Source organism: Mucilaginibacter psychrotolerans (assembly GCF_004519315.1).
GTDB lineage: Bacteria > Bacteroidota > Bacteroidia > Sphingobacteriales > Sphingobacteriaceae > Mucilaginibacter > Mucilaginibacter psychrotolerans.
The window spans coordinates 17,019-41,167 of the sequence record NZ_SOZE01000033.1 but is presented as its reverse complement, the minus strand read 5'-3'; the positions used below and the strand labels follow the sequence as shown (position 1 = coordinate 41,167).

The following is a 24,149-nucleotide window of genomic DNA, read 5'->3' as shown; positions in this document are numbered from 1 at the left end:
TAACAGTTGATGAAGAAGTTTATCCGCGGTTTTGGCTTTGCCTTTAAAGGCCTGCATTATGCTTTTACTACGCAGGTAAACTTCAGGGTGCATGTATTTGCTGCGCTTGCAGCAATAGCCGCCGGGTTTTACCTCCGAATAGATGCCGGCGAATGGAAATGGGTGCTGCTATGCATTGCCATGGTGTTGCTTATGGAACTTTTGAACACCGCAATCGAATTACTTACCGATCTGACTTCGCCCGGATATAATAAACTTGCCGGGCATGTAAAGGACGTAAGTGCCGCAGCCGTTTTAATAGTGGCCATTTTTGCGGCGGCTACAGGCGCCATTATCTTCCTGCCCAAAATTTTAACTCTGCTGGTCCATGCTGCATAAAACCCGCGGCATTGTATTCAAAACTACCGATTACAGCGAGAGTAGCGTGGTAGTACAGATATTTACCGAAAAGTTCGGGCTGCAATCATACCTCATCAACGGCGTAAAAAAGCCCAAGGCCAAAATAAGCCGCAATATGCTACAGCCATTGCATTTGGTAGATATGGTGGTGTACCACAAACCGGCCGGCAATATACAGCGGATAGCCGAGCTAAAAAATTCGCCTGTACTGCTTAGTATGCCTTATGATATCATCAAAAGCTGCATTGCCATGTTTTTGAACGAGGTGCTTTACAAGGCCGTTAAACAACAAACGCCCGATGAAAACAGCTTCGATTTTATCTTCCACGCTATAGAATGGCTGGATAATGCTACCCAAGGGCTCGCCAATTTTCACCTGGTGTTTTTGGTGCAGCTAACCCGCTACCTTGGTTTTTACCCGCACAGCGAGAATGCCGTAAATGCAAGCTATTTCGATATGAAGAACGGCGTTTTTAGCAATTACAGGCCCGATAGCTTGTCGTACCTTTCACCACCGCATACCCAAAACTTTATGGCCTTGCTCCAAAGCAACTTCGCCGACCTGGCACACCTCAAACTCAGTAACGACGAGCGCCGCTACCTGATCAATAAACTGCTGGAATACTATGCCCTGCACGTTGAGGGTTTTGGCTACATCAAATCGCACGAGGTATTGGAGGAGGTTTTGGGATAGGAGTTAAGGTGTGTAATATCCGTACCCACGCCTTTGTTTATCAAAAAGCACGATTTCATCTTTTTCGTTTATCCCCATATAACCTAATTCCGATAGCCATTTATACGGTTTGCGGAGCAGCAATTTTCCATGCTCATCTACATAATTAAGCCCTTTGCCTATTTTAACGATTGAGAACTTATAATGAGTAGAAACAGGCCGGTGCTTATTTTTAAATAATCCTTTGCCCGAATCAAAGTAATACCAATGCCTTTGTTTTTTTAAAGCATAGGCTATAGAGCCACTATATCCATCCCAATGTTCAATTACAGCTTCTGTAAATACAAAAGGGGCAATTGTTTTCTTGCCTGAGCTTATCGCCCCAATTTTCCCGCCCTTTTTCAGTAATACCATATACTGCGTCCTGACAAGGATAGAATCGTAAATCGGCAACGTCTTGCTGCCGTCTTTAAAAATCAAGCCATATTTACCCGCCTGCTCGTAGTCGAAAATATCCCCTGCTATAGGCTCGTACATATGCCCGCCTATTTCTTCTACCAGCCTGCCTTCATCAAAATCGAAGTAAACCATATTAGTAAGGCCAGGCGTAGCAATTGTATCAAAACCTACGGTAGTATTTGTGCCGATACCTGTATAGAAAGAAAAGTGCACGAATTTTGGTTGAACAGCGTATTCGCCATTGCGGTCGATAACACCATATTTATTGGCGTATTTAACCAATGCATGCCCCCTTGAGAATGGATATGCCTCTTCAAAAACCTTATTGAAAACTGCCTTATTGGTATGGATATTTAAATATTGAAAATGGCCGTTGTTGCCAACCGGGGCAATTGAGTCATTTGCATATGCAAAATTTCGCGCGAAATATTCAGCCGTAGGGATTTTAAGCGGATAGGCAGGTATAGGCTGGCTGCTTTGCGCAAAACAACAATTCACCAGTAAAAAACCAATACAGAAAAAAAGGAGTTTCAACTTTAAACTTGTATAGCGATAAAGCTACGTAATTATAATTATACCAGGTTCTTAGGCGGGCGGGCAATTAGATGTTTCATAATTAAATTCTATTATTATCTTTATGGCAGAATAAAAAGTATGTCTAAGAGAAAATTATTGCTTAAAAATTTTGTTTTGGTGCATTCAATTGGTGCGCTATTGGCGTTTGCGGGCTGCGATAATAACCCTACTCATAAAGCCAATAAGAAACGTATCTCTTTTAAATCTATAGAGGGCATAACTTATACCGAAGTATCGCGTGTACAGCAAAATGGGTTATCCTTCAATGAATATGGTTATCACTTAAACCCCGATTGGCGGATGCGTTTCGTGTCTGACGACTCGGTGGCGCTGTTTAGCCCGATAAAGAAAGCATTCCTCAATTTTCCTCTGGCGCTCGGGTACGACTCTGTCATCAACACCAATCAATCGTATTTAAAAATGCGGAAAATGAGCAAGGATAGCCTGGTGTTTGAACTCCTATTGGCTAAAAACGATTCGCTGAATATTAACGGCACCAAAATTTATATGAAGTTTTACGCCGATAATTATATTACTGGTAAGCTGCACACCACCGCTGCTATTTTACAGCGGTATAAAACACAGGATACCCTGTTTGTCATGGGCCTGGTAGCCAAAGCCAATGCCGATATGAAGGAATATTTTGCGGCGCAACAGCCCGTACAACTGATAAGCAAGAGCCCCATAGTTACAGTGGTGAAAGAAAAAACAGTCCCCGATTTTGTTTTGAATAACTACAATACTTCTGATGATTATATGAACCCGCAATACGATATTGTGATCAACCAAGCGTCCGACGATTTCAACTACTCATTTACAGTATATATAGATAAGGAAGGCAAAATGTATTACGATAAACCGATGACGGCTTTCCCCGAAGGGAGGTATAGGGATAACTATATCAGCAAGTCGACAGCTATCATGAATGACTATTTAAAAAGGTATGTGTTTAAGGTTCCCGGGCAAACGCTTGGAATGAAGCACGCCAGCTTGATTGCGTTGCATGTAACTGGCGTATCCCGCAGGAAAAACACGATAGCTGCACGATGATCGTGTAGCTATCGTGTACTGGTATTAGGACTAACCTAAAATTCGTTTCTTAATAAACTCCACAGCCGAATCGGCCAAATCTGTTCCACCGGTTTGCATCAAGGTGCCATCCGGGCCCAGCGTAAGCTCTGACGTGATATTGTCTTCTATATAAACAATAAATTTATCCTGCTCCTTTAGTACAGTACAGGGCAGTTCGCGGCCCGAGTAATGAATCATAAACTCGTATTTGCCGTCTTTATCTGCGGGGGTGGTGTCTTTCTCGTCAATCATGGTTTAGCTGTTTCTAAGGTTAACACCAAATGCCGCCGCATGTTTCTAAAAACAAAAAAGAGAGAACTTTCGGCCCTCTCCTTTTTTTGCTTTTTACTGATCTTATTATTAAATCATAAAGAACAAGTGGTTTATAATAGGTTTAATAATGTGCAAATATAATGTCTATGGATTTAGCAGACTAATATTTAAGCATATTTTTTTATTAACATAATCATCAATATTAACATATTGACCAATATTAGGTCTTTTTATGCAAGTATCTGCCTTTTAGCTGTTTCAGGAAGTGTATTGCCCGGTTTAAGAGACTGCCTTTGCGATTTTTGAGGAAGTATTTTATAGCCTCATAAGCTTTTTTATCTTCTTTGATAATATCAGGAAAGTATTTAACGCGTTTTTGTGCTATTTGTACCCGGTAGGTGTTTTCTATGTTAGAGTGCGTGCCGCTGCCATCGTGCCCTATATTGTGTACCAGCGAATGGGCCGGATTAAGCGTTAGTCCTCCATTCAAAAATACAGATGCATACCAACGGATAGCCCAGGAGTTGTTTTTCCCGGCCTTAAAATCCAACACCTGTTTCCAAAAATTCATGGTATGGTTAATAGAAAACTCGTCTATCTTTTTTTTGTCGAACTGTTGTATCAGTTTATCAACATCGGGTTCAAAGTGGTTCCAGGCACGGGCCCAGGTGGCCCATCCCCAGCTGAACGCCGCACGAAAGAAAAACGTTTCGGGCAGGGTTTTGTCTTTCAAGTCGAACATATAAGCGCTCAGGTGCATCACCTTCGGGTCATCGGTGTATCGTGCCAGCCCATCGTTGAAGTATTGCAGGGTATGCGGGGATGACAGCAAATCATCCTCAAATACGATTACCTTGCCGTACTCGGCCACCAGTTGTGTAACGCCCGCTATGATCGAATCGGCAAGCCCGAGGTTGCGCTCCCGCGCTATCACTTTTACGGCTTTGAAACCGGTTGTCTCGTTCGCCAATTGCCTTACCTGTTCTACACTTGCTTTATCGGCATCGGTTTTTGCACCATCGCTAAAAATAAACAAGCGCGATTCCTGCGCCAGCAAATTCTTTTGCAAATAACTGATGGTTCGGCGGGTATGATCGGGCCGGTTATAAACAAATAGCGCTATGGGGGCAGGGTGTGGCACTTAACAGGATTTTTTTAACCACAAAGGGCGCAAAGGTTTCACAAAGTTCACAAAGATTGGCATGTTGGCAATTAAGATTTATATATTTTGGAGGGAACCGTTTATAACTCTTTTTATACCATCCCTTAACATTATCACATTAAAGTTAATTAGCAGGCCAAGTTTATATTTCCCAAGTTTAAGATAGGTCAATGTTTGCGCCATATGAATATCGTTTAAAGCTTCCACGCTTTTTATTTCGATTACTAATTTATTATCGATTAATAAATCAAGGCGATAGCCACAATCAAGCCTTACCTCTTCAAATATAATTGGCAAAGGTTTTTCTTTCTCGACATACAGACCGGACTTGATTAGTTTATAATACAGACACTCTTTGTAGGCGCTTTCTAATAACCCCGGCCCTAATACATTGTGTACGTCAATTGCGATTCCGATTACAATTTTAGAAAGTTCGTTTTCTGACATTTTTAATCACCGTAAATTGCCTGCTCAATTCAACAATAGGTTTATAAAATCTTTGTGCTCTTTGTGGTTTTCCCTTTGTGTTCTTTGTGGTTAGATAACAACAAATGCCTGATTGATTAAAATATGTCCGTTTGCTTATCGGTCTTTTTACAAAGTACTGTATAGGCATTGGCGTACTTTTCTGTAGCCTTTTCGCCACCAAATTTACGCAATGCATTCTTTATATAGTATTCAGTAGCTATTTTGATATTGGTTATTAGACTCTTTGGTTTCTTTTGGTTGATGTAAGTATTGAATTTGGTTACTTCAGGTTCAATCATCGATGTGAGGTCTTTCTCCACCTCGTACCCTTCTGTAAGTAACAAATAGCGCAGGCTGGTGGGTGTGTACATATTGATATGCCCGTAAGCCAAAAAGTGCTTGATGCGTTTGTCTACACCGGCTCTATAGTCCAATGGGACTTCAATCATAAAATGGGTGGACACGCGCTTCATCTCGCGCAGCAAAAGGCGTTCGTGCTCTACGTGCTCTAATACGTGCGAGAGGATGATGAGGTCAAAAGTGTTGTCGGCAAACGGCAATTTATAGCCGTCGAACTCCTGCACGGTTTTTAACCCTTTTATATTGCGCGATTGTATGTGCCGCACACCGCTATCGGATATTTCTACGGCATGGTACTCGGGTGCAAAATTTTGATCAGAAAGATACTTCAGTATGCTACCATCGCCTGCGCCAACTTCCAGCACTTTGGCAAAGGAGTGGCCCTTGCAAACATCAATAATGCGCTGCGCTTTATATTTGGCGCCCAGCATGCGCCAGGCCTCATCGTGCTTTTGGTAAAATTCGTCGTACGCGGTTTTTACGTTGCCGCTTAATTTGTCTTCGGCCATATTAAATTCCCAGGCAGTTATCGGCTTTATAAAATACTGATGTTGATTTGAGGTAGAACAAACCCGGCGAAATACCACTAAATGGTAAGTGTTTAAAGCCCGCCTTCAGTAAAAACGATACACCCTCTTTGTACGATTCGCGTTCCGAATCATCAAGCACCACTACGCCTGATGGCGTAAGCGCGTCTATAGCTTGTTTGCAGCAGTTTACCCTGTCGCGCCCGTCTACAATAATGATATCAAATTTTTGATCGAGTTTAAGCGGCATACGACAATAATCGCCGTCGCGTTGCAACTCACAGTAAATCATTTCCGAATTTTTGGTTTTCTTATCGGATTTGTTGATTTTATCCAACCACGCTTTATCGTGCTCAACAGAAACCACCTTACCAGCATATTTGGCATAAAAGAAGGTTGAATTGCCCGATCCGAATTCAAACACGCTATGCTGTTTGGTGAGGCGTTCTTTTATAAAATCAATAAAAGAGTAAGTTACCCAGGGGATAGGCTTGCCATTAGCATCTACAGGTGATTTGCTATCGAATGCCTTAAACCAGCCGATGTCGGCCAGGTAACCTTTTGTATTGAAAGACAACAGTGCGCGTAAATGCGCCGGATTGGTTAAAACTTTTATGAGTGATGATAATGTGCTCAACGCTTTGTGATTTTTTGAAACAGTGAAATTAGCAATAATGACTTTAACATCATAACGCCCTGTTTTGTGGTTTTGGGGATAAGTAAAACAAAGAATGCGGAAGCAGCATACGCTACAAGAGTGGCTATGGCGGCACCCATCATGCCCATTTTGGGTATCAGGATGAGGTTAAGTACAATATTTACAATAGCACCAAAGCCGGTGCGTATAAAAGTAAGTTTAGTATAACCCTCGGCTATCAGGTACTGGCTGTTGGCCGCTCCCAAAAAAACAAACACGCCCGACCATATATGCACCGATAGCGCCGGGGCTGCGTAAGCAAATTCGTGCGTGTAAAGGATCTTATAAATAAGGGGAGAAGCAAAGGTGATGATAACAGCCGCAGGCAGGCTTAGGTACACCATCAAATCGTAGAGGTTTTGGATGCGTTTTTTGTAGCGTTCCAGATCATCCCGGCGGGCATTTAATATGGCAGGAAACAAGGTGGTTACAATTACAGTTGGTACAAAGTTCCAGGCCTCGCTTAAAGTGGCAACAGTGGCGTAAGCACCAGCCTCGGCCGTGCCCGATATGTTTTGGATCATGAGCTGATCTATCTTCATATACAGCGAAACCATCACACCCGATATAATGAGCGGCCAGGAATGGCTAAGAAGTTTGGCTGCCAGCTGCCCATTATAACGCCAGGTAAAAATACTGCGGCCTTTGCGTTGGTAGGTAAAAAAATAACCTGTGGCGATGAGCAGAAAATCGAAGGCATAGGCATACACAAAAGCAGCAAGTGGCATTTGCAGATAAATGAGCAATAGTTTAATAATGCCCGAGAGCAAGTTACCCACCACCTGCACCTGCATAATGTATTTAGATTGTACCTGCGATTGAAAGTACGCATCAATAATATTAAAGGCCTGTGTAATGCCTATCAGCGAAAAAACGAAAATATAACTATACGGAGTGCCTTTAGCAGGGTAGGCCTGGTAGGCGAGCCAAATGAGCGGGATGCTTAAAAGCCCGGAGGCTATCCGCATCCAAAAAGAGGTGCCCAGGATTTTATCGCGGTTCTCTGGAAACTGGTGAAGTTCTTTCACCACAAACTGATCGAGCCCTAAGGTGGCCAATGCCGAAAAGAGGTAAACATAGGTAACGCCGCCGGTGATGATACCCAGCCGGTCTTTACTTAAGTAACGGGCCACCAAAACGGTTATACCCATTTTGATAACCATGCTGCCCACCTTGCCAATAAACGATAGCCCCGTATTTTTAAAATACTTTTCAAGAGCCTGCTGATCGAATCCTTTAATGGCGGGTATACGCATAGTTTGCGCAAAGGTAATGTTTTAGGTGAATGGTTAATTAGGTGAGTGGTTGATTGGTGGGTATTTGGCAAATGATTATAAAACGAAGAGGCCATCATCGCTGACGGCCTCTTCTGTGTCTATATAATAAATAGTCAACCTAATCAACTACTCACCATTAACCATTCCCCAATTACTGAGCCTGGAATTTTTTAGCGTTAATTCTGCGTTCGTTCTCGTTCAGGTAGATCTTACGCATACGGATACTTTGTGGGGTTACCTCAATGTATTCGTCGGCCTGGATGTATTCCATCGATTCTTCCAACGAGAATTTGATGGCAGGTGCAATACGCACGTTGGTATCGCTACCAGATGCACGCATGTTGGTTAACTGCTTGCCTTTGGTTAAGTTGATAACCAAATCGTTATCGCGTATGTGCTCGCCCAGTACCTGTCCTTCGTAAATATCAACACCCGGATCGATAAAGAAACGGCCACGATCCTGCAGTTTATCAATAGCGAAAGCGGTAGTTTTACCGGTATCCATAGATACCAATACACCATTTAAACGACCTGGGATAACACCCTTCCAAGGCTCGTATGCTTTAAAACGGTGAGCCATAATAGCCTCGCCACCTGTTGCGGTTAATACGTTGTTACGTAAGCCGATGATACCACGTGCAGGGATATCGAACTCTAAGTGTTGTAAATCGCCTTTGGGCTCCATAATAAGCAAGTCGCCTTTGCGCTGGGTAACCAGCTCGATAACCTTACCTGCAACTTCGCCCGGTACATCAACAATTAGGGTTTCAACCGGCTCGCATTTAACACCGTCAATTTCTTTAACGATAACCTGTGGCTGACCTACCTGCAACTCGTAACCTTCGCGACGCATGGTCTCGATGAGTACTGATAAATGAAGGATACCACGGCCATAAACAAGGTACGAATCCGGAGACTCTGTCTCAACGATCTTCAGTGCCAGGTTTTTCTCCATCTCTTTGTACAAACGATCTCGCAGGTGGCGTGATGTTACAAATTTACCTTCTTTACCGAAGAAAGGAGAGGTGTTGATAGTGAACAACATGTTCATGGTAGGCTCGTCGATTTTAATAACAGCCAGTTGTTCCGGGTTTTCAAAATCGGCAATGGTATCGCCAATGTCGAAACCTTCAATACCCACAACAGCGCAAATATCGCCCGCCGCTACCGATGTGGCTTTTACTTTACCCAAACCTTCGAAAGTGTAAAGCTCTTTAATGCGGGTTTTAACAATTTTGCCATCGCGTTTTACCAACGATACCGGCATGTTTTCTTTAATGGTACCACGGGCAACACGGCCAATGGCTATACGGCCTACGAAAGATGAGTAATCTAACGAGGTGATCTGCATTTGTAAAGTACCTTCGTTGATTGGTGCGGGCGGGATGTTTGCCAAAATTGCATCCATCAACGGGAAGATATCTTCTGTAGGTTTTTTATAGTCGGTGCTCATCCAGCCTTGTTTAGATGAACCGTAGATAACCGGGAAATCCAGTTGGTCTTCGGTAGCTTCAAGGTTGAAGAACAATTCAAATATCTGTTCGTAAACTTCTTCGGGGCGGCAGTTTTCTTTATCCACTTTGTTTACAACCACAATAGGTTTAAGGCCTAAAGCCAAAGCCTTTTGGGTTACAAAGCGGGTTTGAGGCATAGCGCCTTCAAATGCATCGCATAATAATAAAACACCATCAGCCATTTTCAATACACGTTCAACCTCGCCGCCAAAGTCGGCGTGACCAGGGGTATCGATGATGTTGATCTTAACATCTTTGTACATAACCGAAACGTTTTTCGATACGATGGTGATACCACGCTCGCGCTCCAGGTCATTGTTGTCTAAGATCAGTTCGCCTGTCTCTTGTCCTTCGCGGAAGATGGCGCAGCTGTGTAAAATCTTGTCAACCAATGTGGTTTTACCGTGGTCAACGTGTGCGATGATCGCTATATTTCTTATTTTTTGCATGAAAATGCCCTTCTAAATTTGGCGCAAAGATACGGTTAATAAACCGCAATTGAAAGTACGTAATGCTTTTTACAATTGTTTGATGGAGAGTTAATTGTTGGGTAACATAGGTGGATGTGGATGATTAACGGTTTGATTATCAAAAATCAAAGTTATTGACAGTGATTTTATTGTATATCGTCAAAAGATTTTGTTGTTTTTATGGGTATGGCGTTTGTTACCACTGCGTTAGCTACTGGCCGCATCAACCCCTCACCAACGGCCTCCCGTTTAATGCCTGCGCAAGCACTAAAACCGCTATTGCGCCATACACGAGGGCCGCGAACCACGTAAGCTTTACATCTTTAAGCAGGTAAAAGGCCAGCAGGGGTAGTAACTGCAAGGCGTGCATGCCGATGAAGTGGGCAATGCGCGGATCGCCAAACCGGCGGCTCCAGTTGAGGAAGGGGAGGCCGCCGCTACCATCCGGCCCGTCTATGGTGTGGGCGTTCCGGGCACCCATTACCGCACCCTCCAGTGCGAAGATAACGAACAAGAAGATACCCAGCCGGATACTGAGCAGGTAATAATCTGGCAGTTGCGGGAACGACCGTGTGCAGAACAAGATTCCGATATATGCAGTATGCAGGGTAACTGCCGTAGCTGCAAGGCCCATAAAAGCGTAAAGAGCCGCATACAAGGGCGTGCTGTGGTTAAAGTGCGATAGCTGCCCGCGCGCTGCCTGCAAGGCGATATAAACCAGTTCGAACCCTAAGAGGATAATGGTAACCCAATTATAAATACTTACCTGGCGCGGAAGGTTAAGATCATACATCAACCAGCCCATGGTCCAGCATAAAACGCCGATAGACAGGGCAAACTTGGTAGGTTTAAACCAGGCATTGGTGCCGGTAATCTGCACCCGGCTAAAACCTGCTGCCAATAAAAAAATCAGGGCGCTAAGCAGGCATACTAATCCGAAATAGAACATCGGTTCGTTCCTTAATTTTAAAGTTGTTAAAAATGCGTTCATGGTTTTAATTTTAATTTGTTATAAGTTTTATTGATGAATTAATCATTGTTTAATATTTGAACTATGTTCATTAAAAAGGCAAAAAAATAGCTATTCTTTCTTTAAGATCGTTACAAACTCTTCAAACCCGGCTGCTACAATATGTTCGGCATTTTGCAGGCGAACGCCAGTAGTGCGGTTGCTGATGTGCAGGCTGCACATGCCATGTACCAGGCTCCAGATCATAAAGGTAAGTGGTTCGGGCTGGTGCCCTTTAAAATGCTGCTGACTGATGCACTGTTCTACGGTAGATTTTAAAAATGCAAAAGCATTGGTTCCTTCCTTCCATTCCTCCTCGTCGGCAGCACTCAATACGTCCATGGGCGCTTTTAAGGTGAACATCAATTCGTACATGTCGGGGTTTTCCAAAGCGAATTTGATGTATAGCCGCCCCATGGCTATCAGGCGCTCCATGGGGTCTTCCACATGCCGCGGTACTTCAAAAAAACTGCTTAACTGTGCAAATCCTTGGGTATGCAGTTCGTTGAGGATGGCGTTCTTATCTTTAAAATAAACGTACACCGTGCCCACACTGTAATCAATGTGCTGCGCAATGCTGCGGATGGTAGTTTGCGCTACGCCTTTTTCCACAAACAGTTTTCTGGCGCTGTCTAATATCAGCGTCTTTAACTGTTCCTTCTCTTTTACTTTACGGTCGGCGGTGCTCATTTGCTTATCTGCGTGCAAATAAAATGAACATTGTTCAAAAAAACAAATAGTATTTTTAAAACCTCAATTATCCATGGATCAGCCGGTTAAAAAGCCCTCAACCAGGGCCTGTGTACCAACGGGGAAAACGCCCATGGGATAGAACTTAAAATGACCAGCAAACCGATGGTAAACCAGATAGCCTGTGTACGGAATTTATTAACGTCGCCAATTTGCCGCTTTGCTTTTGAAGCCCCGATGGTAATGAGCATCACGGCAATTGTCATCATGGTAATATGCTCCATTCCGAAGAAACGGATTTCGCGCATGCGCACCCCTTCGCTAAAATGATGGATGAACCAGGTTGTTATGGGGCTGATAGCGTATAGCCAAAGGCCCAATACAAACTGGATGTGTAAAATGGTAACGGTGACGACTCTTAGCCGCTCATCAAATTTACTATACGCCTTTCGGCCCAGCCAGCCCTGGTAAGAGCGGAAGATAGCCGCCAGCAAGCTGATAAGCACCAGCCAGCGCACCAGCGAATGCAGCGGAAGAATTAGGTTGTACATATATTACGCAGACGAATGAGGGGCTAAAAGATTTTACCGGCAAACTTGAAAGGTAACACATAATAATTTTTGTGGCCCACTTGTCTACAAATAAAATCTTATCCGCTATTCTTGTAACGCCCTTTAATTAGTTTTACCATAATGAACGAGGAACGTTATACCGAAATACAAACCGCCGCCGATTATTTGAGTTTCACATTCGTTAGCCAGGGTAGGCATGGAAATTTGACTAAAATTGTAAGGTTTGATAAGCTGCAATCGAGAGGCAATACCTACAATTTGGCTTTAGGCACGCTTTTGCCTGACAATAGTTTTGATTATGAAAGTACCACAAATAACGGCGACCGTAATAAGCTTTTAGCTACAGTAGCCATTATTGTTTATGTTTTTATGGAGGAGCACCCCGGATACGATGTGTATATAACAGGTAGCGACTATAGAAGAACGTTGTTATATCAGCGGGCAATCAACTACGGATACGAGGACCTTATAGAAACTTTTAATATTTATGGGAAGTTGAACCATGCAAACCAAGGCGAATTTGAACCCTACGATAAAAGCAAATATTATTATTCAGGCTTTCTCATCGGAAAGAAATGATTACTTATGAGTAGGTTGTTTAGCAAACCTTTGCTCGATCTTTTTTAGCTTTTCTGGTGCATACTCCGGCCCTGAATACTTGTTAAGTTCATCATTTAGTATTAGTTTAATACCAAACTTCTCTTTAATAAGCTGCTGTTTGTCTTTTGTTTGCTCTTTCATTTGAATGAGTGTTATAGCCTTATAACAAATATAACGAAAATTTGCAGGATATATTTACAAGCATCACTATTAAAATATAACCTGCACAAATCATTCCCTATTTCCCAAACGCCCATTGCAAAAACTTAGGTATGGCTTTGCCCCAGGTTTCGGTATCGTGGCTGCCGCCTACTACTTCCAGGTATTGGATATCCGCAGGGCGGGTGTAGCCCTTCTTTTCCAGCTCTTTGATAATATCGATGGTATCGTCTATAGAATCGATGATGCCGTTTTTATTCCTGTCGGCGGTTTCGTCTTTGGTACCGGTTTGCAGCCAGAACTTTAATGCCGGTTTAGCATCGCTGTTTTTTAGCTGGCTGTGCATAATACGGTCGGCTTCGGTGTAGCCTTTGGTCAGGTCCTTGCTCCTCCACCAAAAAGAGGCGGAGAAAGCGCCCACTTTATCAAACAGCTCCGGGTGGTTCCAGGCAATATCCATCGCCGTTAGGCCACCCAGCGAAAATCCTGCGAATGCGGTACTTTCGAAATGGTCGATGTCGGTGACTTTGTGTATCTCGGGCAATAATTCTGCGGTGATAAACTGCGTGTACAAATCGGCTTTGCTACCGCGGTTTTTATAATCGGGTTTGCCGGCAATGCCATATTCCTGTATGCGGTCCTCGCCGGCGTGTATAGCAACGGTGAGGACCGGCCTCAAGCAATTGCGGTCGTAAAGGTTTTCTAAAGTATCTATAAGCTTCAGGTTTTCCAGTTCCTGCCCATCGTTTAGTAACAAAAGGTGCAGGGGTTCTATCCCGGCGTTATCGGGCAATAACAGGGTACAGGTAACTTCGCGTTCGAGTACGGTTGATTTGATGAGGAGTTCCTGTGTAGTTATGGCCATTGCAATAGTTGTACTAAACGTGTACATGTCAAATTAATAAAATAAAGGGAACAAAAGTACGGCTATGATTTTATTAAATTAGCTAAAACAGAATTATTTGGCGCGCTGTTGACATTTACGCACTATACTGCTAACTTACCATTCTTAAACGTACTGCCTTGATAGAACAATACCACCGCTGGCATTCGCCCAACCTGAATCTCGACCTGGAAATGCTGGTGTTTGGCGACCGGGGTTACCCCGTCATTCTGTTCCCCACCACCAAAGGTCGGTTCCACCAGAATAAAGATTTTGGGCTGATAGATGCTGCGCGCTGGTTTGTGGATGAAGGCCTGGTAAAGATCTACTGCCCCGATACTATCGACGACCGCAGCTGGTACGATAAAGGCATACACGCCGCCGACCGCACCCGCAATTACGCATGGTACGATAAGATGCTGACCGACGAATTGGTTCCATGGGCGCAGCACGAAACAGGTGTGGGCCGCGTTGCCGTAGCCGGTTGCAGCTTTGGCGGCTACCATGCAGCAAACTTTGCCTTTAAGCACCCAGAAAAAGTTGCTCACCTGTTTACCATGGGCGGCGCCTTCGATATCAAGATGTTTACCGATGGACACCACGATGATAACGTTTATTACAACAACCCCGTTGATTTTGTGCCGGGCAGCAATAACGAATGGCTTTGGCGGATGAACATTATTTTAGGCACATCTGAACATGATATGTGCAAAGGGTATAACATCGAAATGTCGAATATATTGAAGGCGAAGAACGTTAACCACTGGCTGGATATACGCCCTTTTGCTAACCACGATTGGCCGATTTGGCGGGAGATGTTTCCGCATTATTTGAGCACGATAAAGTAGAGATTAGAGGCTGGAGACTAGAGGTTAGGAAGAATAACTTTACCTTGCCTTTTAGGATTTAGAAATTAGATTTTAGGATTTTAACTACATACTACCAACATGAAAAAAATAGGCATCTTATTCGGACAGGAAAATTCATTTCCGCAGGCATTTGTAGATAAGATAAACGAAAAGGCAGAGAAAAATATCTCTGCAGAATTTGTACGCATTGATAAAATGCTGCAGGGCGAGCCGCTGGGCTATTCTGTAATTGTCGACCGTATTTCGCAGGATGTGCCCTTTTATCGCGCATCGCTCAAAAACGCCGCTATTACCGGCACAGCAGTTATCAATAACCCCTTCTGGTGGAGCGCCGATGAGAAATTTTTTAACAATGCCCTCGCTGTAAAGCTTGGCGTACCGGTACCCAAAACTGTGCTGCTACCCTCTAAAGACCACCCGGACAGTACTACCGACCGCTCCTTCCGTAACCTGGCCTTCCCGCTGGATTGGGATGCGATATTTGACTACGTTGGCTTCCCGGCGTATATGAAACCCTTCGACGGTGGCGGCTGGCGCGATGTTTACAAAATTAGCGACAAGGAAGACCTTTGGGAGAAATTCGCACAAACCAAACAGCTGGTAATGCTGCTGCAGGAAGAAATTATTTTTGATGATTACTTCCGTTGTTATTGCATTGGCGGCAAACATGTGCGCATTATGCAATACGAGCCCCGCAACCCGCATCACCTGCGTTACGAACACGGTAAAGCACCGGCCGCAAAAGCCCTGCTGGATACCATTACCAAATACGTTTTACAACTGAACCAATACCTGGGATACGATTTCAATACGGTAGAGTTTGCCGTACGCGATGGCATCCCTTATGCGATAGACTTCTGCAACCCAGCGCCCGATGCCGAAGTAACCAGCGTTGGCCAGGATAACTTTGAATGGGTGGTAGAAACCGCAGCAAGCTACGCTATTGAGCGCGCCAAAGCTCAAAAAGACGACCGCGACAACCTTACCTGGGGCGAATATGTGCGCACCGGTGTAAACGGTAAACCGTTGGTAGCGGCCGCCAAAGCAGCTAAGGCGGAAGACGTTACTGTTGCAACCATAGAGGAGCCGAAGCCGAAGAAAGCGGCGGCTCCGAAAAAGGCGGCGAAGAAATAAGAAATAATGTATCACCATAGCGATGGGTTTAAAACCCATCGCTATGGTGATACAACTCTCTTCCGTTGGTTGAAACCAAAGGGCAATGAGCGGCAATACTGCTTAATTGCCGTCCCTTTTAAGGGACGGAACTCGAGGAATGCCCGCCCGTTGGTTGAAACCAACGGCAATGAAACGGCCACACTGCGTAATTGCCACCCCTTTTAAGGGACGGAGCATGAGGATAACTCCTCTATCCCGTTGGTTGAAACCAACGGCAAAGAAGCGGCAGTACTGCTTAATTGCCTTTCCTTTTAAGGGACGGAACACGAGGAAAGCCCGCCCGTTGGTAAGCGGGAACGCCCGGGATTGAAAGAACAGAGAAGAAACCAAATTATAGGTAACCAAACCCCTAACCAATTATGAACAAATTCACCTTAGGCGTTGAAGAAGAATTTATGGTGGTTGACCCTGTGAGCAGGGAGCTAAAATCGCATGAGCAGAAAATAGTAGATGCGGCGCAGAAGATACACGAGGATCAGGTAAAGGCCGAGATGCACCAGGCGGTTGTGGAGGTGGGTACCCACATTTGCCGTAATACCGATGAGGCGCGCAAGGAGGTGGGCAAATTGCGCGGCACGGTGGCCCAGTTGGCAGGCGATATTGGCCTGCGCATTGGCGCAGCAGGTACGCACCCCTTTTCGCACTGGCAGCACCAGCTTATAACCGATCACCCGAGGTATTTCGATATCGTAGACGAACTGCAGGAAGCAGCCCGCTCTAACCTCATCTTTGGGCTGCATGTGCATGTGGGTATCCAATCGCGCGATATGGCTATACACATTGCCAACCAGGCAAGGTATTTTCTGCCGCATGTGTATGCACTATCTACCAATTCGCCGTTTTGGGAGGGGAGGAATACAGGTTATAAATCGTTTCGTACCAAAGTGTTTGATAAATTCCCGAGGACGGGCATCCCCGATTATTTCGCCAGCATTGAAGATTACGACAATTACGTAAAGCTGCTGGTAAAAACCAATTGTATTGATAACGCCAAAAAAATATGGTGGGATTTGCGCGTGCACCCCTTTTTCGAAACCATCGAATTCCGCGTGTGCGATTGCCCGATGCTGATAGATGAGACCATGGTTTTTGTAGCGCTGTTCCAGTGCATTTGTGCCAAGCTCTATAAACTCCGCTTGAGCAACATGAAGTTTATCACCTACAACCGCGCGCTTATCAACGAAAATAAATGGCGTGCCGCGCGTTATGGTATCGACGGTAAAATGATAGATTTTGGCAAGGAACTGGAAGTAAACACCCGCGCACTGATATTGGAACTGCTTGATTTTATTGATGATGTGGTGGATGACCTGGGCTGCCGCGACGATCTCCAGTACGTGCATAAAATACTGGAGCACGGTACCGGCGCCGACAGGCAGTTGGCTGTTTACAACCAAAACAATAACTTTGAAGACGTGGTAGATTACATTACATCGCAAACATTGAAGGGGATATAGGCCCCACCCAAACCCTCCCCGGTAGGGAGGGCTTAAGATATTTAAAGTAAAAACAAAAAAGTCTCCCCTACCGGGGGAGATTTAGAGGGGGCTTATGAAACCGGAAATAAAGATTGCCATATTAGATTTATACGATGGCATTGCGAATGAGGGGATGCGGGGTTTCCGGGAGATACTGGAGCGCTACAAGGCTAAGCACGGCCTTAATTTAACTTATCAGGTTTTTGATGTGCGCCGAAAGGCGCAGGTACCGGGCCTTAACTTTGATGCATATATATCCAGCGGTGGCCCTGGCAGCCCGATAGACAGCGAAGGCACCGAGTGGGAGAAGAAATATTTCAGCCTGATTGATAAACTGGAGGCGCATAACCAAAGCGATAGTCCCAATAAGAAACATGTGTTTTTTGTGTGCCATTCCTTTCAGTTGATGTGCCGCAAATACGGCCTGGGGGAGATTGGCTTGCGCCGCTCACCATCATTCGGTATATTACCGGTGCATTTAACGGGTGAGGGCAAGCAGGACCAGGTTTTCGAGAACCTGTACGATCCCTTCTACACCGTAGACTCGCGCAGTTGGCAGGTAATAAACCCCGATATGGCCCGGTTTGAAGAATTGGGCATGACCTTGCTTGCGTTGGAAAAAGAACGCCCACACGTCCACTTGCCCCAGGCTATGATGGCCATACGCTTTAACGCGTATTTTATAGCCACGCAGTTCCACCCCGAGGCCGACCCGCAGGGTATTAAAACCATGCTGCTGCGCCCTGAAAAAAAGGAAGAGGTTATTAACGAGCACGGCGAAACCAAGTACAAAGAAATGCTGCGCAGGCTGGACGACCCGGACAAGATAGCACACACCCAAAGCACCATCATCCCCAATTTTTTGGATGCGGCGATATTGGGCGTAGAAAGATTAGAAGCGTAAAAACATTATACAGTTTGTCATGCTGAGGAACGAAGCATCTGATCGCCACAAAGTAAACCGGCCCTGCACAGTGGCCAATAGATCCTTCGTTCCTCAGGATGACAACGAGAAAAATAATCCCGTTTGTTATGCTGAGGCACGAAGCATCTAATAACCACAAAGCAAATCGGCTCTACACAGTGGCCAATAGATCCTTCGTTCCTCAGGATGACAAGGAGAAACTAATGGCGTCTGTCATGCAGAGGAAAGAACAGGATACAACAAGAATTGCAAACCTTTGTCATGCTGAGCGAAAGCGAAGCATCTAAGTCGCCACAAAGTAATAAACGTGCAAATGCGACAATATAATTTTTATACATACATTTTAACCAATTATACCAAAACAGTATTATATACAGGTGTTACCAATGATTTGGAAAGAAGATTGTATGAGCATTATTTGGGCAAAGGGCAGTCGGATAGTTTTACGGCCAAATACAAGTGTTTTTATTTAGTCTTATACGAACGGCATCAATATATAAATCACGCTATTGAGCGCGAGAAAGAAATAAAGGGCTGGTTGAGGGCGAAAAAGATAAAATTGATAGAAGAAGAAAACCGGAATTGGAATTTCTTAAATAGCGAGATTATGGATTGGCCACCGGTGTTTACCGGATAAAGATTTGTCATGCTGAGGAACGAAGCATCTATTCACCGATTTGCAAAGCGGCAATGCTTAACTGATTAGCAGATTCTTCGTTCCTCAAGATTAAAAATAAAAAAGCCCTGTCATGTTAAGCGATAGCGAAGCATCTGAATAGTCACAAAGCAAAGCGACGATGCACAGTTCGTTAATAGATCCTTCGTTCCTCAGGATGACAAGGAGAGGTTAAAAGAAAAACAAATCACCATGAACCCATCTATCAGAACCACCTATAACCAAAACTTTACCGAAGAGAAGTACGCGGAGTTTTTATTATCGCTGAACGATGGGCTCAAAAATCCTATCGAGTTCCGCATTGCAGAAACGCCCGTTTTTTTAACGGACGATTTTAGGGACAAGCTGCTGCAGGCAGGGCAGGAGATAGTGGATAAGATATTACAGCCAGATTTCAAAGAATTAACCGAGCGTTCCATACCCGATAAATGGCGCGTAGCCAACGAAAACGATCACCCGCATTTCATCGCGCTGGATTTTGGGGTTTGTAAAGATGATGCAGGCAACATCGTACCCAAACTGATAGAACTGCAGGGCTTCCCATCCTTGTATGGTTTCCAGGTGCATTTGGGCGAAAACTACCGGCATACTTTCCATATCCCCGGCAACCAAAGCATTTATTTCAATGGTTTGGATAAGTCGGGCTACCTCGCCCTGCTCAAAAAAACCATCCTCGGCCCTTACCAGCCCCATGAAGTGGTACTGATGGATGTGAACGCGCCCAAACAAAAAACCGCAGTTGATTTTTATATCACCGAGCGATACATCGGCACGCCGGTAGTTTCGCTGGAAGATTTGATACAGGAAGGTAACCAGCTATTTTATATGCAGGGTGAAGAAAAGAAGCGCATCAAACGCATCTATAACCGCTTGATATTCGACGAAATTGAGGGCGACCCGGAAATATTCAGCAAGGTGGTCGATATCCGGCAGCCGCTGGATGTGGAGTGGATTACGCATCCTAACTGGTTCTACCGCGTCAGCAAGTTTACCATGCCATTTTTGCAGGGTGAGTGCATTCCTAAGACGCAGTTTTTGCACGAACTGAAAACGGTACCTGAGGATTTGCAGAATTATGTGCTGAAGCCCTTATTCAGCTTTGCAGGCCAAGGCGTCATCATTGATGTTACTGACGGCGACATCGCCAAAATACCCGACCCCGAGAACTGGATATTACAGGAAAAGGTAAGCTACGAGCCCGTACTGCAAGCACCCGATGGCGGCGTAAAAGTAGAGATACGACTGCTTTACCTTTGGCCCGATGGCGATGCGCAACCAACCCTTGCCATAAACCTAGCACGCTTAAGCCGTGGCAAAATGATAGGCGTACGTTATAATAAAGATTTTGATTGGGTGGGTGGCACGGTGGCATTTATGCACAAGTAAGCGTTAATAAACTTTATACTTTTTTAATAGTCTGTACGTATATATAAATGTATTAATTTTGCAGCCATGAACATCCAGGCAATTATTATAGTAATATTATTTATTGCAGCCGTTTTTTATGTGGCCCGTATGTTGTATAATACCGTAACTGCAAAAAAAAGCTGCGGCAGTAACTGTAAATGCGGGGTAGATTTTTCTGCCATCGAGCCGCAAAAACAGGCTAAATAGTGTTGTTGCGTATTTTTTGCCCTACCATAACCTAATCGTTTTAAATACTTTTCATGTCCAACAAACAGGTCTTTCAGGCTGATGATCCCGGCAGGTGGAACCGCTTCAAATGGATCAGCCGCATTTTTTTGGTAATCATTTTGTTCGGCGCGGTTGCAGCTGCGGTTACCATTACATCTAAAGAATATCCTTTGCTGCCCAATCTGGATCCGGCCCCTAAAAAGATATCTAAAGAAGACCTCGAGGCGCTTAAAAAATCTAAGCGTTTTAAAGATTTTAAGGTAGAAAAAGCTGTAATAGAGCAAATTACCCGTGCCCGCCATCTGCACCAGCTAAAGCACCCCAACAATGCTAACCGTATAAACGCTGCCTTTTACCGGCCCTGGGAACCGCAGGCTTATAACTCGCTGCAGCTATATATGAACCGGCTGGATATGGTGGTTACCGAAGGGTTCGGCTTTAGCCAAAAGTCCGATTCGCTTAAAGTGCAGATAGATACCGGGCTGATCAACCTCAATAAAAAGTACAAAAAGCAAATACTGGTAACGCTAAATAATTACGATAATATTAAAGGTGGGTACGATGTTGAAGAGGTAGAGCACATTATCAGTAATAAAAAGATCCGCACGGCATTTATCAATAGCATTGTAGATAAGCTTAAGTTTTATAAGTTTCAGGGCGTGAATGTGGATCTGGACGATGTGAAGGACCGCAATAGTAAAAACTACATCGCTTTCCAAAATGAACTTTATACCACCCTGCATGCAAATGATTTGCTGGTAACACAAAATATAGTGCCCGAGGATGAGGCTTATGACCTGAAACGCCTGCAGCATATCAATGATTTCATCTTTGTGATGGCCATAGACCAGCATTACGATGGTAGTAACTCGGGCGAAATAAGCAACCAGCATTGGGCAGAAGAGATATTGGATGAGGTTTGCTCTATCATTCCCAGCGAAAAAGTGATTTTTGCTATAGCCGGGGGCGGCTTCGATTGGCCCGAGAACAGCATAGGTGTGGCTGCAGGATACCAGCAGGCCATTAGTACAGCCAAGCAAAAAAAGGCAACCATTAAGTTCGATCCGGTATCGGCCAACTTGCATTTCAATTACCTGGGCAACGATGGCTTTAACCACATCGTTTACTTTGCCGATGCGGTTACTAATTTCAACATTATCCGCATGGCCGATGACTGGTCTACCGGTGGGGTTGCCCTTTGGCGTTTAGGTGCCGAGGATCCGCGCCTGTGGTCGTTCTTCCAAAAGAACCTCTCGATAGATTCTTTGCGCAAAACAGGCATCGATATCAAACACTTCAATACCGTAGGCCTTAACGATAAAATAGATTACGCGGGAGACGGCGGCGAGGTATTGGATTTGATCACCACGCCCGATACCGGCAAGATAGCGGTAACGATGGATCCGAAAAATTTCACCATCACCAATCAAACTTACATCAAGCTACCATCTAAATACGTGATACGCAGGTATGGTTTAAAGAAGGGCAAAGTAGTGCTCACGTTCGATGATGGTCCCGACCCTGATTTTACACCACGCATCCTGGATATCCTTAAACGCGAAAAAGTGCCTGCATCTTTCTTTATTGTTGGTTCCATGGCTGAAAAGAATATCCCCCTTCTGAAAAGGATATATGATGAAGGGTACGAAATTGGTAACCATACGTTCTTTCACCCCGATATTTCTACCATTAGTATAGACAGGGTAAACCTGGAGCTGAACGCCACCCGTAAATTGATCGAATCGGTTACCGGGCGTAGCACCATATTGTTCCGCCCGCCGTTTAATGCCGATGCCGAGCCGCAAACTCTCGCCGAGGTTATTCCCGTGGCCGAGAGCCGCCGCCAAAGCTATATTACCATAGGCGAGTCTATCGACCCATGGGACTGGCAGCCCGGCGTTACCGCAGATAGCATCGTAGCCCGCACCATCAGGCAAAAGGACAATGGCTCGATGATATTACTGCACGATGCCGGCGGCGATACCCGAGAAGAAACCGTGAAGGCACTGCCCGAAATTATCCACTACTTTAAAGCGCATGGCTACCAGTTTACCACCATTGCCGATGTGTTGGATAAAACCAAGGACGACCTAATGCCCATGCCCACTTCAGACGACAAAACCGTTTGGGGGCGCTTTTACGATGTAGTTATCGTAGGCTTCTTTTTAGGCAACAAGTTTATCTTTTACCTGTTCCTGTCGGCCATTTTTCTTGCCCTCGGGCGCATTGTTTTGATAGGCGTTTTGGCCGTGCGCCAATTTATGGGCGATAAAAAGGAACGGGTTGCGCCTACCAGTCCCCTTCCCGCCGTAAGCATAATTGTACCTGCGTATAACGAAGAGGTAACCGCCGCCGCAACTATCGAAAGCCTGCTGAAGCTGGAGTACCACAACTTCGAGGTGCTGTTTATAGACGATGGCTCTAAGGATAACACATATGAGGTGGTAAAGGCCGCTTATGATAACCATCCGCTGGTGCGTGTTTTAACCAAACCCAACGGCGGCAAGGCCTCGGCATTAAACTTCGGTATAGCGCAGGCCAAATACGATTATGTGGTTTGTATAGATGCCGATACCCAGCTGCGTAGCGATGCCATTTACCAACTGATGAGCTACTTTACCGATGCCGAAATTGGCGCGGTAGCCGGTACGGTTAAAGTGGCCAACGAGATCAACATTATCACCCGCTGGCAATCGATAGAATACATCACGGCCCAGAATATGGATCGCCGTGCGTTCGACCTGATCAATAGCATTACCGTGGTGCCCGGTGCCATTGGCGCGTTTAGCAAAGAGGCAATAGCCAAAGCGGGCGGCTTTACTTACGATACCCTGGCCGAAGACTGCGACCTTACCATGCGCATACTGAAGGCGGGCTACATTGTAAAGAACAGTGCCGAGGCCGTGGCGTACACCGAAGCGCCCGAATCGCTCAACATGTTGCTGAAACAACGCTTCCGCTGGAGTTTTGGCGTAATACAAAGCTTCTGGAAAAACCGCGATGCACTCTTCAATAAAAAGTACAAATTCTTTGGCATGGTGGGTATGCCTAATATCCTCATCTTCCAGATACTGCTGCCATTGTTTTCGCCACTGGCCGATCTGATGATGATATTCGGTTTGCTGGGCGATAAGCCGGAGAAGATACTCATCTATTACGTGGTGTTCGTGCTGGTAGATTTCCTGGTGGCCATCATCGCGTTCAAGATGGAAAAGGAAAGCTATAAAAAGCTGGTGTACATTATCCCGCAGCGTTTCATCTGGCGACAACTGATGTACTACATCCTGTTCAAAGCCATCCGCAAGGCTCTCAAAGGCGAGCTGAGCGGCTGGGGCGTACTGAAACGTACCGGCAACGTAAGCATCAAAAAAGAAGATTTGGAGAGCGAGGAGCCAAACGTAGGGACGAAGTAGGTAGGCGAATCAGTATTACGACTTTCCTATTGTTCGCCCATTTAACTCACGCTCCCCACAGCTGTGGGGGACTGTTCGATTCTTTGTGGTTATGGAAGGGCTGACGAAAATAAACTAACATAAAAAAAGACCCGTTTG

At 45.0% G+C, this 24,149-nt stretch carries 25 protein-coding genes; 12 read left to right on the top strand and 13 right to left on the bottom strand.

Annotated features, from left to right (window positions below; translation table 11 throughout):
• Window positions 1-9: 9 nt before the first annotated feature.
• Complete coding sequence (locus tag E2R66_RS22840) at window positions 10-378, top strand: diacylglycerol kinase family protein (RefSeq protein WP_133235176.1); 369 nt, start codon at window positions 10-12, stop codon at window positions 376-378.
• Window positions 368-1,093 (top strand): DNA repair protein RecO, encoded by a 726-nt coding sequence (gene recO, locus E2R66_RS22835; protein ID WP_133235174.1) that lies wholly within the window; start codon window positions 368-370, stop codon window positions 1,091-1,093. The genes E2R66_RS22840 and recO overlap by 11 nt, the downstream gene beginning before the upstream one ends.
• Window positions 1,094-1,096: 3 nt before the next feature.
• Here the strand turns inward: recO and E2R66_RS22830 are convergent, their stop codons facing one another.
• Complete coding sequence (locus E2R66_RS22830) at window positions 1,097-2,065, bottom strand: WG repeat-containing protein (protein ID WP_133235172.1); 969 nt, start codon at window positions 2,063-2,065, stop codon at window positions 1,097-1,099.
• Between the two features lie 120 nt (window positions 2,066-2,185).
• On the opposite strand from E2R66_RS22830, the gene E2R66_RS22825 reads away from it, so the two are divergent.
• Entirely contained in the window at window positions 2,186-3,157 is a 972-nt protein-coding gene (locus tag E2R66_RS22825) for a hypothetical protein (RefSeq protein ID WP_133235170.1), read from the top strand.
• A gap of 30 nt (window positions 3,158-3,187) precedes the next feature.
• Here the strand turns inward: E2R66_RS22825 and E2R66_RS22820 are convergent, their stop codons facing one another.
• The 10 genes from E2R66_RS22820 to E2R66_RS22775 all read right to left on the bottom strand — a co-directional run bounded on the left by E2R66_RS22820 (window position 3,188) and on the right by E2R66_RS22775 (window position 12,176).
• Window positions 3,188-3,430 (bottom strand): hypothetical protein, encoded by a 243-nt coding sequence (locus E2R66_RS22820; RefSeq protein WP_133235168.1) that lies wholly within the window; start codon window positions 3,428-3,430, stop codon window positions 3,188-3,190.
• Window positions 3,431-3,671: 241 nt separating this feature from the next.
• The gene (locus E2R66_RS22815) at window positions 3,672-4,592 is read right to left on the bottom strand and encodes a glycosyltransferase (protein WP_133235166.1); all 921 of its coding nucleotides are present in this window, start codon (window positions 4,590-4,592) and stop codon (window positions 3,672-3,674) included.
• Window positions 4,593-4,670: 78 nt separating this feature from the next.
• Window positions 4,671-5,060, bottom strand: coding sequence for a GxxExxY protein (locus E2R66_RS22810; RefSeq protein ID WP_133235164.1), 390 nt, complete (start codon window positions 5,058-5,060; stop codon window positions 4,671-4,673).
• Between the two features lie 116 nt (window positions 5,061-5,176).
• Window positions 5,177-5,950, bottom strand: coding sequence for a class I SAM-dependent methyltransferase (locus E2R66_RS22805; RefSeq protein ID WP_133235162.1), 774 nt, complete (start codon window positions 5,948-5,950; stop codon window positions 5,177-5,179).
• 1 nt (window position 5,951) lies between these two features.
• Complete coding sequence (locus E2R66_RS22800; RefSeq protein WP_133235160.1) at window positions 5,952-6,605, bottom strand: class I SAM-dependent methyltransferase; 654 nt, start codon at window positions 6,603-6,605, stop codon at window positions 5,952-5,954.
• Window positions 6,602-7,921 carry a flippase gene (locus tag E2R66_RS22795; protein WP_133235158.1) on the bottom strand — a complete coding sequence of 440 codons (1,320 nt, stop codon included), beginning with the start codon at window positions 7,919-7,921 and terminating at the stop codon, window positions 6,602-6,604. The genes E2R66_RS22800 and E2R66_RS22795 overlap by 4 nt, the downstream gene beginning before the upstream one ends.
• A 172-nt stretch (window positions 7,922-8,093) precedes the next feature.
• On the bottom strand, window positions 8,094-9,905 hold the full coding sequence (typA, locus tag E2R66_RS22790; protein ID WP_133235156.1) for a translational GTPase TypA: 1,812 nt from the start codon (window positions 9,903-9,905) through the stop codon (window positions 8,094-8,096).
• A 244-nt stretch (window positions 9,906-10,149) separates the two neighbouring features.
• On the bottom strand, window positions 10,150-10,917 hold the full coding sequence (locus E2R66_RS22785) for a hypothetical protein (protein WP_133235154.1): 768 nt from the start codon (window positions 10,915-10,917) through the stop codon (window positions 10,150-10,152).
• 90 nt (window positions 10,918-11,007) lie between these two features.
• The gene (locus tag E2R66_RS22780) at window positions 11,008-11,625 is read right to left on the bottom strand and encodes a TetR/AcrR family transcriptional regulator (RefSeq protein ID WP_133235152.1); all 618 of its coding nucleotides are present in this window, start codon (window positions 11,623-11,625) and stop codon (window positions 11,008-11,010) included.
• A gap of 86 nt (window positions 11,626-11,711) precedes the next feature.
• Entirely contained in the window at window positions 11,712-12,176 is a 465-nt protein-coding gene (locus tag E2R66_RS22775; protein WP_133235150.1) for a hypothetical protein, read from the bottom strand.
• Between the two features lie 141 nt (window positions 12,177-12,317).
• On the opposite strand from E2R66_RS22775, the gene E2R66_RS22770 reads away from it, so the two are divergent.
• Window positions 12,318-12,776, top strand: a complete 459-nt coding sequence (locus E2R66_RS22770) for a DUF6934 family protein (RefSeq protein WP_133235148.1) — start codon at window positions 12,318-12,320, stop codon at window positions 12,774-12,776.
• On the opposite strand, the gene E2R66_RS28510 is transcribed toward E2R66_RS22770, so the two are convergent.
• A complete protein-coding gene (locus E2R66_RS28510; protein ID WP_158288486.1) occupies window positions 12,777-12,938 on the bottom strand; it encodes a hypothetical protein in 162 nt (53 codons plus the stop codon).
• Window positions 12,939-13,035: 97 nt separating this feature from the next.
• Window positions 13,036-13,821 carry an alpha/beta hydrolase gene (locus E2R66_RS22765; protein ID WP_240049461.1) on the bottom strand — a complete coding sequence of 262 codons (786 nt, stop codon included), beginning with the start codon at window positions 13,819-13,821 and terminating at the stop codon, window positions 13,036-13,038.
• A 158-nt stretch (window positions 13,822-13,979) separates the two neighbouring features.
• Between E2R66_RS22765 and E2R66_RS22760 the strand changes: the two genes are divergently transcribed.
• The 8 genes from E2R66_RS22760 (at window position 13,980) to E2R66_RS22725 (ending at window position 24,011) form a co-directional block, all read left to right on the top strand.
• Window positions 13,980-14,687: an esterase family protein gene (locus E2R66_RS22760; protein WP_133235144.1), complete on the top strand. Its 708-nt coding sequence runs from the start codon at window positions 13,980-13,982 to the stop codon at window positions 14,685-14,687.
• Window positions 14,688-14,786: 99 nt separating this feature from the next.
• Complete coding sequence (locus tag E2R66_RS22755; RefSeq protein WP_133235142.1) at window positions 14,787-15,842, top strand: ATP-grasp domain-containing protein; 1,056 nt, start codon at window positions 14,787-14,789, stop codon at window positions 15,840-15,842.
• 401 nt (window positions 15,843-16,243) lie between these two features.
• Window positions 16,244-17,341 carry a carboxylate-amine ligase gene (locus E2R66_RS22750; protein ID WP_133235140.1) on the top strand — a complete coding sequence of 366 codons (1,098 nt, stop codon included), beginning with the start codon at window positions 16,244-16,246 and terminating at the stop codon, window positions 17,339-17,341.
• A 94-nt stretch (window positions 17,342-17,435) separates the two neighbouring features.
• Window positions 17,436-18,266 carry a type 1 glutamine amidotransferase gene (locus E2R66_RS22745; protein ID WP_133235138.1) on the top strand — a complete coding sequence of 277 codons (831 nt, stop codon included), beginning with the start codon at window positions 17,436-17,438 and terminating at the stop codon, window positions 18,264-18,266.
• Window positions 18,267-18,600: 334 nt separating this feature from the next.
• A complete protein-coding gene (locus E2R66_RS22740) occupies window positions 18,601-18,924 on the top strand; it encodes a GIY-YIG nuclease family protein (protein WP_133235136.1) in 324 nt (107 codons plus the stop codon).
• A 231-nt stretch (window positions 18,925-19,155) separates the two neighbouring features.
• Window positions 19,156-20,349: a hypothetical protein gene (locus tag E2R66_RS22735; protein ID WP_133235134.1), complete on the top strand. Its 1,194-nt coding sequence runs from the start codon at window positions 19,156-19,158 to the stop codon at window positions 20,347-20,349.
• 66 nt (window positions 20,350-20,415) lie between these two features.
• Entirely contained in the window at window positions 20,416-20,577 is a 162-nt protein-coding gene (locus tag E2R66_RS22730) for a FeoB-associated Cys-rich membrane protein (protein WP_133235132.1), read from the top strand.
• A gap of 53 nt (window positions 20,578-20,630) precedes the next feature.
• The gene (locus E2R66_RS22725) at window positions 20,631-24,011 is read left to right on the top strand and encodes a glycosyltransferase (RefSeq protein WP_133235130.1); all 3,381 of its coding nucleotides are present in this window, start codon (window positions 20,631-20,633) and stop codon (window positions 24,009-24,011) included.
• Window positions 24,012-24,149 lie beyond the last annotated feature (138 nt).